This window comes from Bacteroidota bacterium, from assembly GCA_005882315.1.
GTDB lineage: Bacteria > Bacteroidota > Bacteroidia > Chitinophagales > Chitinophagaceae > VBAR01.
The window spans coordinates 941,003-958,877 of the sequence record VBAR01000001.1; the positions used below are offsets into that span (position 1 = coordinate 941,003).

Sequence of the window (17,875 nt, forward strand, 5' to 3'; positions counted from 1 at the left end):
ATCATTATTTAAAAGGTATTGGCGGAACAAAACCCATTTCTTTCAGCCACGCTTCCAGCAGGTTCATCCATAGATCGGTTGAACCGGGGTTATCATCCAATCTTATTCCGTGCCCGCCCTGCGGAAATATATGTATGCTTGCATTTATTTTTTTATCGATCATCGCCTGGTAAAGCTGCAAACTGTTTTGTACTTTAACTGTACTGTCATTTAAAGCATGTACTATAAAAGTTGCGGGAGTAAAAGACGAAACCTGTAGTTCATTGGAATATTTTTCAATCATTTCCTTTGTGCTGTCTGCACCGATAAAATATTTTTTACTCCCGGGATGTGCATACTTACCCATAGTGGTTACCGGGGAAAGCAGTACCATAAAGTCAGGACGATAATTAAATGTGTCCAACGCATCTTGTATCAAAGAAACATCTTCAGCATGTGTGCCAAGCATACCTGCCACATGACCACCGGCACTAACTCCCATCACACCGACTTTATCGGGTTTAATATTCCACTTCACAGCATTGGCCCTAATTAATTTCATGGCCCGTTGTGCATCCTGTAATGGCGCTAATTGTTTTTTCTGCAAATCGGTTTGATGCGGCAAACGATAGATCAATACAAATGCATTTATGCCAATTGAATTATACCATTTAGCCAGATTGAATCCATTGTATATATAGGAGACTCTTTCATAACCACCGCCGGGACATATCAGCACAGCTGTTCCTTTATTCTCAGACTGCGGCACAACAAATGTGTACATGCCTGGCGTAGCTACTCTCCATATCCTTTCGTTGTAAATACTATCGGTTACATTTTTTCCATTAAAGTTTGGTTTTTTTCCCTGTGGCCAAAGCGGAATAAACTCCTGTGCCTGTAATATAACAAACGAACAAACTGCAACAAGAAATATGAAAATCGTTTTTATCATTTACTAAATACTTTTTTCAAAAACTCATCAGTATATTTCTTTAATAACTTTAATGCATTCTTTTTAACCAATCGGGGTATTCCTTTTCCAGTAAGTTTTTTGCCCATGTGCCATACCAGGCATAGCCATTGCGCCGCTCATAACCTATTTCCTGGATCGAATACTTTTTAATACCATCCCTGTCGCAGAAGAAAGGCTTATTAGTTTCAATCTCGTAGTACCGTGCCCACATGATTGATGCACTGTCGGCCACCAATAGCTTATCTTTTCCTTTTGGGGTACCCGGAGCAGGGTTGTCAACAATTTTATATCCTGTAATTTTTACAAGCTGCAACCATTCGATGGCCGCGTTGATCGCATTTTTTATTTCCTGTGACGGGTTGGGTTGTTTGATAAGAAACCCCACAATATTTACACTTTCAGAACCGCTGATAGAAGGCAATTCATATGCCCTGGCTTTTGCAGGCAGGAGCGTTGATTCATCGTATTGCTGGCACCAGGCTGTAAGTTTGCCATTTACTTTTATCTGTGTTTTTAAAATACATTCAATGCCTTTACTTACTGCTTTTGTACTGGGCTCAATTAAACCTGCATTGACAATATCAAGATCATTTTGCTTTAGTGCAACATCCTGCAATACATTTAATGTATTGATTATCGCATTATCATTATAAGTGACCTGAGCCCTGTACGAGCTTTTATCCGGATAGTACTGTGGCCATCCTCCATTTTTATACTGAGCTTTTAACAGAAAGCGAATACCATTCTCAGCAGCAGCAAGGTATTTGGGATTGTTGATTTTTTTATAGGTCTTTACCAGGTACCTGATCTCTTTAGCCGTTGAACCGTTATCTATATTAGCATCATCCTTTTTAGCTTCTGCTGCAATATCAGATTTTTCGGCTGCAGAAAATTCAACATTGTAGTCAAATGCTTTTCCTTTAAACTGTTTGGACCAGCCTCCGTTCCCCCGCTGGAACAACAGCATATTGTCTGCCTGCAGATCCTGGGCATTGGCTTGTACAAAAAATAAACCGGCAACAATACTTAGAAAAAATTTTGACACGCTATAGATTTTATTTTTTAACAGGAGCAATAATATAACTGGCAAGTCCTGGTACTTGGTTTTTTATTTCTGCTAATACCAATTGTGCTATCAGTCTTGCACCTAGCTCATTAAAATGCGTATTATCTTCTTTTCCTTCCGGATGATTTGGATGTTCCCCGGGTTTTAACTGGAGAAATAAAAGTTTAGAATTTTCTACACCCATTTGTTGATAAAGCTGCTGTCCTTTTTTATCCATATCTATCATCGGGACATTTTCTTTTGCAGCCACATCTCTTACAATTTGTGAATACACATCATGTGTACCAACAACTTTTCCTGTGGAATCAAATTTTCGTCTTGCAACAGGAGTAAGCAATATGGGATTTAACTTTTTACTTCTTGCTTCTGCAATAAAGACTGTAAGATTATTTCGGAATTCAGGCTCAGTTGTCGCATTTGATTTTGTTGGTACTTCATCATTGTGACCAAACTGGATCAGCACATAATCCCCTTCCGAAGATTCATCCAGTATTTGTTTCCAGAGTCCTTCATTACGAAATGATTTGGTGCTGCGTCCATTCTTTGCTTTGTTGACAACGGTTACTGTGCTATCCCAGAAATAAACAAACGGCATTCCCCATCCAGTTTCGGGATAAGCTTTTGTTTCTTTAATACTGGCTGTACTATCTCCGGCAATAAATATTTTTATTTTCCTTTTATCTGGCAAAATAAATGCAAGTGAACAGATGGCTAATGAACCAAAGACTAGTTTTTTCATTTGATCAAAGAGTTACTATATACTTCAATATTAGTGTAATACTTATATAATGAAATTTTTGAGGCATCGGTTGCATCAGCCGGGTTCAATTTATTTTTTATTTCCCAGTTATCCGGCATGCCATCTTTATCTGTATCAACAGGAGCCTGTAACGATCTCAAAGCAGGCCATGCATTAATTGTTAAATTATATTCTGTGCCATGCGGGAAGCCCCCCTGTACATCAGTAAATTTTCCGGTCCTGGTTTTAACTTCATTAATTATTCTCTCATCCAGTGTATCTCGTTTAAGACTTGCTCCTGCTGATCTTAATACCGATTCAAAAGCATCTGTTGCCGATTGAGTTGGAATAATTTCCGCAGCATGCGGTTTGTCAATCAATGTATTCTTTTTATCAGTATCGGTTCCCTCATTTCCTATGTCAATACCCAGCCAGTTATTTGCAGAAACATCTTTTGCTTCATCCACATAATTTCCATTTACGTACCATTTACCAAATGGAATATCTGGAACTCTTTTCCATGGGTTAGCAATTCTGTAGCGGACTTTTTTATCTGTATTCGGCCCGTACTTAAAATAATTATTGATAATGTTATAATCGCCTCCTTCACCTGCATAAATGTTATTTCCGCCCCAGTCATAAATAACATTGTTACGAAAGTCAGCGAACTCTGTGGGTGTATGTCTGATCCCATTAAAGCGGGGAGTACGGCTATTGCAATGAGCTAATAAATTATGATGAGCTGTCAAATGCAATCCTCCCCAAATTCCGCCAAAGCCATGGTGTTCGTAATCTTTATCACCGGTTTCAAAATGATAAGAATAATTCAAAGGTTCTGAAATTAAATTCCATTGAAGAGTAGTGCTATCACCGGCATAAACAGAGAACACTTCATCAGTGCTCCAACTCATGCTGCAATGATCGATGATGATATTCTTTCTTCTTGTTCCCCCAAAAGCATCATCGCCACCATTACCATCTACCATTCCACCTCTTTGGTATTTGTCACCCATTCGAAAACGCATATAGCGAATAATGATATTATCGCCACCCAATGAAACAGAATTATCAGCTAAACAAATCCCATCGCCAGGTGCTGTTTGTCCTGCGATAGTTACATCACCTTTAATTGAAAGCTTTGTTTTGAGATGAATAGTGCCTGAGACAGCGAACACAATTATTTTTTTCCCTTTTGCTTCTGCTGCTTCACGAAAACTTCCGGGACCTTCATCATTTAAATTGGAAACAATAAAAATCTTCCCTCCTCTTCCACCAGTTGCATATTTACCATAACCTTCAGCACCGGGAAACGCAATATGATCATTCTCAGTTTTTGACAAGTTTGAAATAGGCTGAGCACAGCTAATTGTTATAAAAGCAATGAATAAAGAATAATAAATAAAAATGCTTTTTCGCATAATCATAATTGAGATTGCGATTCGGTGATCGTTTTAACGAGGCTATTGATATATACCTCTATATTATCGTAACCAGTACTTAGATTTCTGCCGGTTGCATTTGCTTTGGTGTGATCCAGTTTATTTGCTTTCTCCCATTCATCCGGCATACCATCCCCGTCTGTATCTAATGGTGCAGTTAATTGATTTAACAAAGGCCATCCACCTACATCGGCCTGGCTGTCAATAATTCCATTTACACTTCCTGCAGATCCATTTGCAGTGTAGTTTCCTTTTCTTACTGTATTGATGATCCTGCTATCAACTGCGTCACGTTTAAATGATGCGCCAGAGTAATCCAAGACTCTTGTATAAGCAGCTTGTGCGGTATGCGTAGTTACATTATTATTTATTTGAAGAGGAGCAGCAAGCTTCATGGCAGCTTTATCTGCATCAGAAACTGTACCGTAACTACTATGAAACTGGTTGTATACGCCATAAGTCCAGTTATCACTGGTAGCCCTTGTACTTCCTTCTACAAAATTACCATCAATGAAAAATTTTCCCCATATATCATATACCTCAGTCCCAACTATTTTATTCTTATCAATTGAAAAGATGCGTTCCCTTTTTAAAGTTGCGGGACCCGGCTTATAATAATTATTAACGAGATTAATATTCATTGCTTCACCACCATAAGCACTGTTATTACTCCAATTGTAAATAACATTGTTCCTGTAATCAACCAGATCCGTTAATGCAAATGCTTTTCCTGCTTCTTCGCCAAACCGTGGGTTACGGCTGTCATGATGTGCAATCAAATTATGATGGAACGACGCTTGTCTTCCACCAAAAATACCAGCATAACCATGCGGGCCTTTGCTGTGAACAGAATTACGCAGGCTTTCAGAAATGATACACCATTGAAGGGTAAAATTTTCATTCGCATAAAATGATGTGCATTCATCCACACTCCAACTCATCGAGCAATGATCGATAATGATATTGTTTTTAAATCTTCCACCCAACGCATCCGACTCCTGTCTTGATACATCTCCTAAACGAAAACGCATATAACGAATAATAACATTATCTGCATCCACACCCAATGCATAATTACGTAAGCAAATGCCATCACCCGGAGCTGTTTGTCCCGCAATTGTTACACTTCCATTTCTAATTGATAAACTACTATTTAATGTAATAGTGCCGGATACATCAAAAACAATTATACGGGCACCCGTTGCATTAATTGCTTCACGTAAACTTCCGGCACCTGCATCATTAAGGTTTGTTACTTTTATTACTCTACCACCTCTGCCGCCAATTGCATTACGTCCAAAACCTTCTGCACCCGGAAATGAATATGCTGTTTCCTGAACTGGTGTTGGACCTATAGGAGTTGAAGGTGTTCCCGAATTACTCTTTTTACAGTTGGAAAGCAATGCAAACAAACTAAGTAAAAAAGTAAAAAAGCGGGGACTCTTCATAATACATAATAGGATTGAGAAAAGAAAGGTGTGAGTTTCAATTCACACCTTTATAAATTTTAAAATTTTAAGGCCTCCATCTCGGATCACCCGTAGTATTTCTTGCGGGATACGTACCATCAATGATTTTAAAATTGCCATTGAAGGGATCCATCCATAATTCCAATGAAGTCTTACCATAAGTGGTGATACTTGGTATATCGTTACCTAACGAAACCTGGTCAAACGTTCTATAGTTATTAGAGGCATTGATAGTAGTAGCAGCATTAACTCTTATCCCCCTGATACTCCTGTTACCTGCATTATATTTTCCAATACCAAATATGCAATTATTGATAGTGATACCATTAGTAACATTATTTGTTGGCGAAGTACTGTAATCAACATAGTAATTGCTATTACCAAGAGGCGCTTCATTGATCGTACAATTTTCGATCAACACAGAGATTGAATTATTTCTACTGGTGATTATTTTTTCTGCTTTATAAATGGTGCTGTTCCTTATTATAATATTATCAGTTCTTGCCGTTATGACATCTACCGTATGAACACCATATCCTGCAAGACTATCAAGGATGCAATTATCCACCAGGAAATTATTGATGATAGCCGGCTGACTTTGGGTTCTTACAAGACCCCTGAATATCTCACCTTTGCAGGAAATAAAATTCAGTTTGCCGATCGTACAGGCTTTATCAATATTAAAAACATATTTTGTGGCGTAGTCGGTTCCCCGCAACGTAACATCTTTAAAAACGATAGAGTCTATTATACTTCCGGCAACTATATTAAAATTACTAGGCAGACTAATTATCGCCTGTCCAGGTGCAAGAAGATCGGCACCACTAAGCATTGTAACAGATTTACTCAGACTTAATGCAGTTGCTACAATATAAGTCTCGCCCCGTTTTAAAAGAACAGTACTGCCGGATGGTATTACAGGAAGTGTATCAGTCAATACAGAAGGTCTGCCAGTAATTCCTCTCAGATCAACCAGGTTCCCGCTTAAAGGAACTGCAGTAGTAAAGTCAGCCCATCCGCGAACACTGGTTCCACTATAAAGAAATATTATGTACGCAGTAGCTGATTGCAAACCACTGATAATTTTGTATTGATTTGTTACATCTGTTGGTGTAAGTGTTACTGTGGTAACAACAGAACTGTCTGAAGCTTTTAAAATTTTTATAGAAGTAACTGCAGCACCTCCGGTAGTCCAGCTAACCTTGACAGCCTCATCAGTCACATCACTTATACCCGGAGTATTCAGGATAGTTGGGAATTTTGCTGTTTTTATACTCCCAAGATTCGACATACCGGAATTAAATACCGTATCGGCAGCATTGGCACGAACCTGCACCTGGTATAGTTTATCCCAATACAGGTTTTCAAACATGTATACAGTCGTGTCAAGTGTAACTGATTGGATAATTGTTGTGAAATTATCACTGCTCAATTGCACAGTATATGACTGAGCCTCTTTTATTGGATGCCAGGAAGCTTTGATCCAGTTTCCTTCGGATAATAAAGCATCTTTATTGACAGGCCTGAACAATCGAACCTCTTCAAATGTTTCTGTTTTTTTACAGGCTCCAAATATTAATACAAGAAGACATGCCGCAAGGCTTAGCTTTTTCATAATTATGTTGTTAGCTTTTATGTTCGTTTTTTTAATACCCATACTGTTGTTGTAATGTGCCCAGGCTGCTTGATACAGTTGAATTATGTAATGGTAAAATATATCGCAAAGGAGTAGTTCCTGCATTATCAGGATATCCTCTCCATTGCTGAAGGATATAAGCAGCCGGGCCGCTGGTAGTTGTATTATACATTGAACGGGTCCAGCTGACACGTAAATAACCATTAGGGTTATCTCCGACATTCGGGACATTAACAACCGGCGGAATTACCGCAGGTCTCCTGTATTTATTATAAAAGATAACACTGTCACCAACATTTTTGTAATAGAGATAATCCGGAAGGTCTGCATATGGTCCCGTAGGTACAGTCGCATTTCCCGCAATTCCCATCTCTATCAATGAATTTCTTGTTTCAGCCACTTTTTTACCAAACAGGTTCCAACGTTCAAGATCATATTTACGGAGCATTTCGCCGCCAAACTCCCAGCCTCTTTCATTAACGATTGCATTAAAGAATTGATCCTTGCCTCCGCTCACATTCGCTATATATGTCTCTACCTTTTCTGCCCACTTAGCAGCAGGGAATGCCCTTTGCCTAACTTTCCTCAATGCTTCTTTAGCGATTTCAGTTGGGCCTCCATTGATCTCATTTTCAGTCTCTGCAAGCATTAATAACACATCAGCATACCGCATCATCGGCCAGTTAATACCTGTTCCTTTAGCGGAAGCAGAACCTAATGGAGTTGGTACAAGTCTTCTGTCCCATTTGCCCGGCGCAATAGAACCGGTACCACCAGGTACTTGTTTTAAATCCTTATCAAAATAAATAAGATAGCAGGTAACAGGTAAACGAAGATCCATTGTATCAAAAGAATGATAATAAGTAATTGGGAAAGACATATAATTTGAACCAGTGCCATAGTTATGTGTACCGGCATCAACTCTTACTCCATTGTTCCAGCCTACATCACCTGCACCAACCTGGAAAGCTACTTCATAGAGAACATCGCCATTTACTGCTTTAATATATTTATTCTCATTCATGAATACTGTAGCATAATTGCCAAGAGCACGGGGTTTCAGATCTAATAATATCCTGCAATAGGTATTCGCTGTATTGTAATAGTCAAGATAATCTGCTTTGCGTTTCATAGTCTGATCAGGATACATCCAATATCCGCCGCGCATTAGTGAAAGACGGGCTATCATACCGATAATAAATTCACGATTAATTCGCTCAATTCCATAATCAAGTTCTGATGCCCAATACATTTCAGGCTCAATTGCTTTCAGGTCATCAATAATGCTGGTTAGGATACTGTCCCTTCCCATCCTGGGTAGGTAAAAATTGTCACCCGCTTTGGTAGCAGTAGTTTTATAAGGTACATCACCCCAATGATTCATTAAAAGATAATACCAGATAGCCCTTAATCCCAGCGCCTCTCCTTTTAATTGCTGCATTTTTTTATTCCCTGCAATGACACTGGCATCAATTCCTTCTATACACTCATTGGCCCGGTTGATTGCGTTATAAGCATTGTTCCAAACAGTAAGAAGATCACCATTGGCAGACGTACATTCAAAAGACCAGATATCACGGCGTGAGTTATCAGGAGAACCACCTACCTGACCAGTTTCAATATCACTATTACCGGTAAAATTATTAGAGACCCGGGAAGTAAACGCATCCTGGTTGAACATAGCATAAATGCCTGACACCGCTTTCGAGGCATCTGATTCATTGGAGAATATATACTCCTGCGTAAATGCAGAAGGTGTATCAGGATTCAATACCTTTTTACAAGAAACGAAGATTAGCGAAGTAAGAACCAGGCTAAAAAAAATTGTACGTTTCATTTTAATATTATTAAATTTTTAAAATAACCTAATTAGAAATTTACATTAATACCAAGTGTAAAAGTCCGGCTCTTTGGATAACCGGAATAATCAACACCGGGAGTTAATGCAGTATAAGAACTGTTTCTGGTAGCACTCACTTCTGGATCATAACCGGAATATTTTGTCCATAATACTGCGTTATAAATGGTCGCATATAACCTGAGTTTTGTCATTTGTAAGTTTGATATCCATTTAGTAGGGAATGTATAACCAAGGGTAACATTATTCAATCGCAGGAAAGAACCATCTTCGACCGCCCATGAATGAATCACGGGTGATGCATTACCCATCGAGAACGGCGACCATAATTTAGCCCCGGCATTTAATTTAGCAAGCTCTGTAAGATCTGTAACCTGGTTGCCAGCTGCATCTATATATTTAAATCTATCAGCGTAATTCATAGTGCTAAGCATATTTCCATAAGTTGTTCTGTATAACATATTGAATGCGATCCTACCGGTATTATAGACATCATTGCCTACTACAAAGTTAAAGTACGTAGCAAGATCGAACCCTTTAAAAGTGGCGTTAAAACCGAAGCCCCCGCTGTACTTGGGTAATGCATTACCAATCACCTGCCGGTCAGCAGCGTTAATTATTCCATTTGAATCAAGGTCTTTTAATTTCATTACCCCGGGCCTTAAACTAATACCACCCATAAAAGTACCAATATTCGGAATGCCTGGTTGTAATGTATATACTCTTGTTGTAGGATTATAAGATGAAAAATCTTCCGGCTTGTAATATCCATCGTTTACGTACCCATATATTAAGCCTACAGTCTGGCCAACATAAAGCCGGTAATCGTCCTGTGTTTTCAAATCAGTTCCTGCCCAGTTCGAAGAGAAAGGTTTTTCATTAACGCCATCCAGCTGATCGATCTTAGCCCGGTTGATTCCTATATTAAATGAACCCGTAAGCTGGAAATCCTTCTTACTGATAATTGCACCATTTAGCGTTAACTCAACTCCTTTGTTGGAAGTTTGCCCGATATTACGCATTTGAGTTGTATAACCTGTGGTTGTGGGTATATCCGATTGCACCAACAAATCTTTTGTGGTGTTCCGATAAACTTCTAAAGTACCTGAGAGCCTATTATTAAAGAGCCCGAAGTCAAGTCCAATATTCCTGGTGATAGTTGTTTCCCATCTCAAATCAGGATTAACCAAAATGGTTGAAGCCGCCCCCCAATATGCCTGTGGTACATCTCCAAATCCAATAGGCCGGCTAGTATTGATCCTATAGGTTCTTCTCCACAGGTCATTTATGATCCGGTTATTCCCGGCTTCTCCATAACTTATTCTCAATTTAAGATCAGAAACGAAAGAAACACCCTTCATAAAATCTTCCTGTGATACTCTCCAGGCAAAAGCTGCTGCAGGAAAAATACCCCATCTGTTATCGGGAGCAAACTTGCTTGATGCATCAGCTCTACCTGTAAGTGTTAAGAGATATTTTCCTTTATACTGGTAAAAAGCCTGGCCAAAAAATGATAGCAGGTTATCGCCGGGTCCTTCGAAAGTCTCGTATCTGTCCGGAACCCCAAGCGCCATGTTAGCAAAAAGTCTTTCTGGTGGCAGGCTTACATCAAAACCTTCAGAGCGGTTAAAATTTGATTTTACTTTCCCTGCTAACACTTCCTGTCCAATCAATAAATTGAGATCATGGTCACTGCCTGTCTTAACTTTATATTTAAGTGTATTGGCCCAACGATAACTCATATTGTTATACTGAGTTATTTCACCAAGCGGCAGGTTTCCTCCATTATTCTTTGATTCTCCTGTGAGCGGGCCATAATACCGTTTACTATCACCATAACCAAGGTTGAGCGTAAACTCGGAACGGAATAGAAGGTTGTTCAAAACATTCCATGACAGAGCCACACTGTTATTAAAACTTTTATCTATTTTCTTGCGGTAATCCTGGGCAGCTAATTCAATCGGGTTGACCAGGTTTTTCAGAAACTGTTCATAATCGTCATCAGGACCTGTCGGGTCAATAATGATTTGATCAGCAATTCCATTTACAGGTCGTGTATTGATACCATCAGAAATTCTTAAACTTGATCCCCCCGAAGTGCCGGCACCATCTATTTCTATATTAGTAAAACGGGATGCCATCTCAAACTTAAATTTTCTTGAAATTTCATGATTCAGTTTAAAATTCATGTAGGTCCTTTTGTAACCTGAACCAACTAATATACCGTCGTCATTATTATGTGTTACGCTAAAGCTGAACTTAGTTTTATCAGTTCCACCCGTCAGGCTTACGTTATGTTGTTGCGATATGGCAACGCCACCAAATAATTCTTCCTGCCAGTCAGTGCCTTTCTGCGCTTTATATAATTCAAGATCCTGATACACTCCAAAATACTTGCTAAAATTGTCCACTTCTGATTGTGATCTTATTCTCGCATATTCATATTGTGCCAATACAAATTCATAGGGTGACATTACCTCCAGCTTTTTTGGAAGTGTTCTGCCCTGGAAATAACTATTAAAAGAAACTACTGTTTTTCCGCCTTTAGCGCTTTTAGTGGTAATGATCACTACACCGTTTGCACCCCTTGCCCCATAGATGGCAGCAGAAGAAGCATCTTTCAATATATCAATATTGACAATATCAGTAGGAGCGATATCATTGATACTTGACACGGGGAACCCGTCAACAATATACAATGGGGAATTATCTTGTGTAACAGAACCGCCACCACGTACCCTTATAACAATTTCGGCCCCCGGAGCCCCATCTGTAGTTGTAACCTGTACGCCGGCCATTCTGCCGGTCATAGCTTCCGCTACATTTGTAACAGGAATTTTTTCAATCTCCTTGCCTGACATAGAAGAGGTAGCGCCAGTAAGATCTTTCTTTTTTACTGTTGTATAGCCAACTACTACTACTTCTTCCTCTAGTTTAGCTAATTTCTCTAGTTGAACCGTAACAGGTGTCTTGCCGTCAGTTGAAATACTAGAAGTCTTATACCCTACACTTGAAAAGCTAAGTACAACATTTGCTGATCCAGAAACTGTAAGTGTAAAATTTCCGTCTTTATCAGTTTGTGTCCCCGTCTTTGAGCCGGCAGCGGCTACAGTTACACCGGGAATTGGTGCTCCTGACTCATCGGTGATTTTGCCTTTTACTTGCCTGTCCTGGGCAAGAACAACAAAAAATAGAAGGCAGGAAAAAATGGAAAGAAAAAATTTCTTCATGATAGCAAGCATTTAATTAAGAGTGAGAGTTAGATAAATTTCTACCGCCGTTTCTAAAAATACAGCACTGGCGGTAAAAATTTCCATCCAATGCTAGTGAGTATTTCCGGATAACTAATCAACGAATAATGACTTTATTTACGCAATCGTTCCCGATATCGATGCCACACTTATCGCATTAAGTGCCAACAATTAAGGAATTATAGCTCCAAATCTCAAAGATGAATTTCTATAACCGTTTTTTTGTGCTGTTATAAGCTATTTTATCTGGTTAAAATATCGGTCGGCCGGACAGCCTGTAACTCTTTTTCTATCCGTACTAATTTGATTAACTTTATTGTGCGTCAGGTTATTGAAAATGATGGTTTTCCAATGAAGTTCGAAGCCGTAACAATTAAAGATATTGCTAAAGCATTGGGGCTTTCTACCTCCACTGTTTCCCGTGCATTACGTGACAGCTATGAAATAAGTCCGGAGACCAAGAAGATGGTAATGGAGTATGCGGAGAAGATCAATTACCACCCCAACCCGATTGCACTTAGCCTGAAAGAAAGAAAAAGCCGGACGATCGGTGTTATTGTATGCGAAATTGCTAACCCTTTTTTCTCCCAGGTAATTAATGGTATTGAATCTGTGGCACATGATAGTGGTTACAACGTAATCATTGCACAAAGCCATGAATTGTTTGAGAAAGAAGTAAGAGACCTGCAATATCTTACCAGTCGCAGCATTGATGGCCTGATCGTTTCCGTATCAGTTGAAACAAATGATTTTTCACACCTGATAGATGTATACCAAAAAGGATTGCCGGTTGTTTTCTTTGACAGGATCGTAAATGAAATTGACACACACAAGGTAATTGTAGATAATTACAAAGGCACTTATGATGCAACCATGCATTTAATAAACAATGGTTGCAGAAATATTGGCACTCTTACGTTTGCTTCTTTTCTTTCTATTACCCGTGAACGTATGGCCGGCTATAAAGCCGCATTGGCTGACAGCAATATTGCTTTTGATGAACAACTGATCCAGCATTGCAAACCGGGCCCTTATTTAAATGATGATCTTGAAGCTGCTGTAAAAAAATTATTGAGAATGCGACCGGTGCCGGATGCTATTCTTGGTTTATCTGATAAACTCACTACGGGTTGCCTGCGTATTTTGAAAAAAGAAAATATAAAAGTTCCGGAGGATATATCGCTGATTGGTTTTTCCAACAGCGAACTCACTGATTTAATAGACCCACCTCTGTCTATTATAAAACAACCTGCATTTGAAATGGGTGAAATATCTACCCGTCTATTATTGCAAATGATAGAAAGCAAAAGACCTGTTACTGATTTTGTCACTAAAGTTCTTACACCGGAGCTGGTGATAAATGCTTCTTCAGAGTATAAAAGGACGCTTAAAAAAAATGATACAGTAAATGCTTAAGAGTATTATGCCTTGAACAATTTATCAACTTCTTCTTTAAGTTTTGGTTTATTAAGTTTGCTCAGAGCATTAATAGCATTTATGTACATTGAGTTTATATCTCTTGGTTTATCTTTTCCCAATGCAATTGCTTTTTCATAATTAGCCCTTACATCATCATCTTTATTAAGATAAAGATTAGCTTCTGCTATTGTTGCATATTTCCAATGATCATCTTCACACTCATTGGCATTCTTTAGTGCAATCTGTGCATATTCCTTTCCATTACTTATATCTTCATTTTGAAAGTGAAGAAAGGCGAGATTAATAGCATGATAATATATCTGATTTGCCTTATCCGCGTTATCGGAGCTTTCTGCCATGGTAAATGCTCTTTGATACAACACAATTGCTTTATCCAAATCTGGCTGCAATTCATTATCCAGGTATTTTCGTTTATAACGGCCTCCAAGAATACCTATAAAGTCAGTGTTATCTTTTATATGGCTGCTTGCTTCAAGTACTTTTATAGCATCATCCAATTCTTTTGTTCCTTCTAAAGCAAAAATATATTCACGTAAAGCTCCTTTACTCATTACATCTAATTTTCCTTTAAATGAATTTAATATGCCTGCATAATTACCCTGTAACCTGTTCAGATCGCCATCAATAAAAAGTTTCAAGTGTTTTTTTTTGTTAATAACAGCTTTTTTCAATACATGAAAACTGGTGTGATTTGAATCTTCAGGTTTTACCATGTCAGTATGATTTCCTGTAGTATGAGCATAATATTGTTTGTCAAATGGACTGTGACTTGATTCTATAGGAACAAACGCATCAAGTTCACCTGCTACAGAAACAAAATAAAAAGGAATTTTAGTCGCAAACCTAGCATTCCAGTCTGCACGAAGGTTTTTTATAAACTCTCCTTCCCTATCCATATCACGTACCTGTATATTATACCACTTGCCCAAAGTTGCTTTATGAAGACCTCCGCTGGGTGTACCATAAAGCATCAGGTGTGTTATCCTGTCAAAATCTTTTTCATCTAAACTCAATAAAGCCCGTTGCACAACAAGGCCACCCATACTATGTGCAACAAAAACAATCCTCTTATACTCCTTAAGTAAAGTTTCAATACTGGTTTTAAAATAGCCTGCCACTTTTGTAATATCAGGTTGTTGCGCCCAGATTTTCAATCCAAATGTGGGCATCATATCACTTGCATAGCCAATACTCACAATATCCCAACCATTAAACTCCGATTCTGCTTTAATCAATTCAGGAAATTTTCCGAAAGTTTCATTCGGGCTTCCATTAAAGCCATGGACAAAACAGATAATGCTGTTATTACCTGCTTCCTCACGATACACGATTGTTTCTCCTTTGTCTTTTCCTGTAAGTGACTTAAGAAGGTCCTTACCAATTTGCTGTATCATTTTCTTTTTTTTAAAAGTAAAAAATGATTTGATTAAAGTCCACCAAGGCATATTAGGTGCATTTTTTAGTTTAGTAAGCTATGCTAGCTCAGATGTTTAAATGCATTTTCAACTATTTTTCTTTCTTCATTAGTTGGCTTTAGCATATCCATCAATTTTTTTGCCTGCTTAAAGGATGAACCATGTGAATCTTTTTCAGTCGGCGCTATATCTACTGCCTGGCTGTACATTTCACCCGCCTCACTGTATTTTTTTTGGATCAACAATGTTTCGGCTATTGTCGCTGTTTTCCAGTAATCACCCTTTACGGCTGTGTTACCGACAATTGCTTCTACTTTTTTAGCATAATCATTTCCTTTATCTAATTCACCTAAAAAAATACTTTTTGCGGCGGCATTGATACCGGTATAATAATCATCAGGCGCCTTTTCAAATCCTTCTGCATATAATTTCCTCGATTGTCTTAAATCAGCTAATTCTCCTGATTTATTATAGCGATCCATCCATGTACGTCCATAGATACCCGTTGTTTCGGGATCGAGATGATTCAATTCATACAATTCACCAAGTATATCCTGCGCTTCATCCAGATCGTTTTCTTTACCTCTGCGGGCCAAGGCAAGAGCTTTGAGTTGTTTGGGGCGAATGGATTTAGGAAATTTTTTTTCAACCTTTTCAAGCATTTCAATTGCTTCATCTTTATTGCCGAGCTTAATAAGTCCATCTGCAGTTTTACAGGCCAGTGAAGCAGTCGTTTTCCATGGGAGCCCTCCTCCTTCGAATAACTGTTTCAGTTTTTCAGGACGGTTATTGCGTATAGCTGCTGATATTTTTGCATTCTCAATTCCTGCGGCTTCATCTTGCTCCCATGCAAAGTGAACAGCTGCATCATTAAGTGCTTTGCCGGTAATACCATAAACTAATCGCAGTAAGTCACCTCCATTGGGTCCATCGGGATAATCGGAGAAATCAATAAAAAGTTTAGTACTTGCAAATGTTGGTAGCGGTGCTTTTTCAATTTTTACAGGTACTAAAAAAAAGTTTTTGTCATTTGTGGCTTTAGTAATCAGCACATCATATTCATTTCGCACCCATTCAGAATCTCTGGCAGCATTCGACCATATTAAAATACCTGCCTGACTGTTTTCTAATCCTGTTTCTAATGTACGTGCTAGTGAATCCCCGGGTTTAAGTACATACTGATCTAAAAAAACTTTAAACCCCATTTCCGTGAGCACATCATAAAGGTTGAGCACCCAACCCCTGTTGACAGATCGATAGGAAAGAAAAACATTCCATTGCTGATTAGGTTTTAGCGGCATTGGCTGTGGTGCATGTTGTAACCATTCTTGTGGAATCATCGCTTTAAATTTTAAATGTCAATGGAAAATGTTCCTCTTTTACCGGCATTGCTGTAATACGGTCTTTAATAAAACATCCGTTTGAAGCAGCTTTTTTTCCTATCTCGAACAGTTCAAAGCGGCTATCAGCATTACTCATTTCCACAAGGCCCTTTACTTTATCTTTTGAATAATCTTTATTCATCAAGGCCTTTAATGTGTCAGCATCCAGCCATGTATTATACCGGAGGTAAGAAGTGAGTGCATTCTTTTTTTCACCGCCTCCCATTATGTCTCCCTGCAGATCACCTGTTTCTCCATCTATCTCCCATGCAGTAAGCGAATTACTGAGCCACTGCATCACCAATTGATTATGCCAACTTGCATCCTGCATAAACATATCCGGTAGTTGTTGTGCCCAGTTCAATAAATGGTTTTTGGAAACGTTTTCCGGGATCTTTTCGAACCGGCTCATACCTGTACCTACTGAAACAATAAATAAATTATCAGCCCCCCATTTCCAGCGGAAAGGAAACCCATTTAATGTAGCTACCATTAATAATTGTAATGCTGGATTATTGGCCATACTTACACCGCCATCAACAAATGCAGCTTTCGGCATGCCACCACCTACTTCAATCATCTGTGGTAAAAAATAGGTTGGTGCAGCAGAGCTGGCCCTTACAGCTTGCCATAAGTCAATATTCTTGTTTTTCCCAAAAGCACTGTCAAAGTATTTTCCTTTTGAATGGTTGATCAAGGGCCATATGCTGTTTGTATCGGCTCGTTTTGCAACTATGCACAAACCTGTTTTAATTCTGTCGCCATCACCGAGTTTAATATCAGTAAAAACTTTTTTTAATTCTTCTTCCAATGGTTTTGCATCATAACCAGCTTTTATCAGATCATCCCACTTAAAAACATCCCACCACTTATATTTTTTTGCAAATATTTTTCCGCCCAGTTCAAAGTATTTCTCCTTTATTTCTTTTACACTCATACCTATTGCAAGGCAGGATGCAATAATAGAACCTGTACTGGTGCCCCCGATCAGATCAAAATAATCGCACAACCTGAAACCAGGGTCATCTCCATGTTGTTTATGCAAAATTTTTTCTATCTCTTCAAGATAGCCGAGAGTTAAAGCACCGCGGATACCACCGCCATCGAGTGCAAGTATTCGTTTGGGAGAAGGAGCATTAAACCTTTCTTCCAATGAGTTCCATTTAGCCATATAAAAATTTGTTTAAAAAAGTGCAGTACCCGTAAGGTAAATACATTTTAACCTCTC

At 38.7% G+C, this 17,875-nt stretch carries 12 protein-coding genes; 1 reads left to right on the forward strand and 11 read right to left on the reverse strand.

Translation table 11 applies throughout. The features are described from left to right. Nucleotides 1–4: 4 nt before the first annotated feature. The 8 genes from E6H07_03825 to E6H07_03860 all read right to left on the reverse strand — a co-directional run bounded on the left by E6H07_03825 (nucleotide 5) and on the right by E6H07_03860 (nucleotide 12,389). The gene (locus E6H07_03825; protein TMI65059.1) at nucleotides 5–931 is read right to left on the reverse strand and encodes an alpha/beta hydrolase; all 927 of its coding nucleotides are present in this window, start codon (nucleotides 929–931) and stop codon (nucleotides 5–7) included. 49 nt (nucleotides 932–980) lie between these two features. Then, nucleotides 981–1,919 carry a pectate lyase gene (gene pelA, locus E6H07_03830; GenBank protein TMI66457.1) on the reverse strand — a complete coding sequence of 313 codons (939 nt, stop codon included), beginning with the start codon at nucleotides 1,917–1,919 and terminating at the stop codon, nucleotides 981–983. Between the two features lie 88 nt (nucleotides 1,920–2,007). Further along, nucleotides 2,008–2,757 carry a rhamnogalacturonan acetylesterase gene (locus E6H07_03835; protein TMI65060.1) on the reverse strand — a complete coding sequence of 250 codons (750 nt, stop codon included), beginning with the start codon at nucleotides 2,755–2,757 and terminating at the stop codon, nucleotides 2,008–2,010. After that, nucleotides 2,754–4,175 carry a pectate lyase gene (locus tag E6H07_03840; GenBank protein TMI65061.1) on the reverse strand — a complete coding sequence of 474 codons (1,422 nt, stop codon included), beginning with the start codon at nucleotides 4,173–4,175 and terminating at the stop codon, nucleotides 2,754–2,756. The genes E6H07_03835 and E6H07_03840 overlap by 4 nt, the downstream gene beginning before the upstream one ends. 2 nt (nucleotides 4,176–4,177) lie before the next feature. Beyond that, nucleotides 4,178–5,644 (reverse strand): pectate lyase, encoded by a 1,467-nt coding sequence (locus E6H07_03845; GenBank protein TMI65062.1) that lies wholly within the window; start codon nucleotides 5,642–5,644, stop codon nucleotides 4,178–4,180. Nucleotides 5,645–5,711: 67 nt separating this feature from the next. Continuing rightward, on the reverse strand, nucleotides 5,712–7,406 hold the full coding sequence (locus E6H07_03850; protein TMI65063.1) for a DUF5123 domain-containing protein: 1,695 nt from the start codon (nucleotides 7,404–7,406) through the stop codon (nucleotides 5,712–5,714). After that, nucleotides 7,312–9,138, reverse strand: coding sequence for a RagB/SusD family nutrient uptake outer membrane protein (locus E6H07_03855; GenBank protein TMI65064.1), 1,827 nt, complete (start codon nucleotides 9,136–9,138; stop codon nucleotides 7,312–7,314). The genes E6H07_03850 and E6H07_03855 overlap by 95 nt, the downstream gene beginning before the upstream one ends. 32 nt (nucleotides 9,139–9,170) lie before the next feature. Then, nucleotides 9,171–12,389, reverse strand: a complete 3,219-nt coding sequence (locus tag E6H07_03860; protein ID TMI65065.1) for a TonB-dependent receptor — start codon at nucleotides 12,387–12,389, stop codon at nucleotides 9,171–9,173. Nucleotides 12,390–12,761: 372 nt separating this feature from the next. On the opposite strand from E6H07_03860, the gene E6H07_03865 reads away from it, so the two are divergent. After that, nucleotides 12,762–13,826, forward strand: a complete 1,065-nt coding sequence (locus E6H07_03865; protein ID TMI65066.1) for a LacI family transcriptional regulator — start codon at nucleotides 12,762–12,764, stop codon at nucleotides 13,824–13,826. A gap of 5 nt (nucleotides 13,827–13,831) precedes the next feature. Here E6H07_03865 and E6H07_03870 read toward each other — a convergent pair whose 3' ends face one another. The 3 genes from E6H07_03870 to E6H07_03880 are packed head-to-tail and all read right to left on the reverse strand — an operon-like array spanning nucleotide 13,832 to nucleotide 17,818. Then, nucleotides 13,832–15,295 carry an alpha/beta hydrolase gene (locus E6H07_03870; protein TMI65067.1) on the reverse strand — a complete coding sequence of 488 codons (1,464 nt, stop codon included), beginning with the start codon at nucleotides 15,293–15,295 and terminating at the stop codon, nucleotides 13,832–13,834. Between the two features lie 32 nt (nucleotides 15,296–15,327). After that, nucleotides 15,328–16,605 (reverse strand): DUF4071 domain-containing protein, encoded by a 1,278-nt coding sequence (locus E6H07_03875; protein TMI65068.1) that lies wholly within the window; start codon nucleotides 16,603–16,605, stop codon nucleotides 15,328–15,330. A gap of 4 nt (nucleotides 16,606–16,609) precedes the next feature. After that, on the reverse strand, nucleotides 16,610–17,818 hold the full coding sequence (locus tag E6H07_03880) for a patatin (protein ID TMI65069.1): 1,209 nt from the start codon (nucleotides 17,816–17,818) through the stop codon (nucleotides 16,610–16,612). Nucleotides 17,819–17,875 lie beyond the last annotated feature (57 nt).

What these genes read in the sequence shown, in the direction of transcription:
- E6H07_03860 (TMI65065.1), bottom strand. Translation starts at nt 12,389, where the DNA reads ATGAAGAAATTTTTTCTTTCCATTTTTTCCTGCCTTCTATTTTTTGTT.
- E6H07_03870 (TMI65067.1), bottom strand. Translation starts at nt 15,295, where the DNA reads ATGCCTTGGTGGACTTTAATCAAATCATTTTTTACTTTTAAAAAAAAG.
- pelA (TMI66457.1), bottom strand. Translation starts at nt 1,919, where the DNA reads ATGCTGTTGTTCCAGCGGGGGAACGGAGGCTGGTCCAAACAGTTTAAA.
- E6H07_03845 (TMI65062.1), bottom strand. Translation starts at nt 5,644, where the DNA reads ATGAAGAGTCCCCGCTTTTTTACTTTTTTACTTAGTTTGTTTGCATTG.
- E6H07_03850 (TMI65063.1), bottom strand. Translation starts at nt 7,406, where the DNA reads ATGCAGGAACTACTCCTTTGCGATATATTTTACCATTACATAATTCAA.
- E6H07_03840 (TMI65061.1), bottom strand. Translation starts at nt 4,175, where the DNA reads ATGCGAAAAAGCATTTTTATTTATTATTCTTTATTCATTGCTTTTATA.
- E6H07_03880 (TMI65069.1), bottom strand. Translation starts at nt 17,818, where the DNA reads ATGGCTAAATGGAACTCATTGGAAGAAAGGTTTAATGCTCCTTCTCCC.
- E6H07_03865 (TMI65066.1), top strand. Translation starts at nt 12,762, where the DNA reads ATGAAGTTCGAAGCCGTAACAATTAAAGATATTGCTAAAGCATTGGGG.
- E6H07_03875 (TMI65068.1), bottom strand. Translation starts at nt 16,605, where the DNA reads ATGATTCCACAAGAATGGTTACAACATGCACCACAGCCAATGCCGCTA.
- E6H07_03825 (TMI65059.1), bottom strand. Translation starts at nt 931, where the DNA reads ATGATAAAAACGATTTTCATATTTCTTGTTGCAGTTTGTTCGTTTGTT.
- E6H07_03835 (TMI65060.1), bottom strand. Translation starts at nt 2,757, where the DNA reads ATGAAAAAACTAGTCTTTGGTTCATTAGCCATCTGTTCACTTGCATTT.
- E6H07_03855 (TMI65064.1), bottom strand. Translation starts at nt 9,138, where the DNA reads ATGAAACGTACAATTTTTTTTAGCCTGGTTCTTACTTCGCTAATCTTC.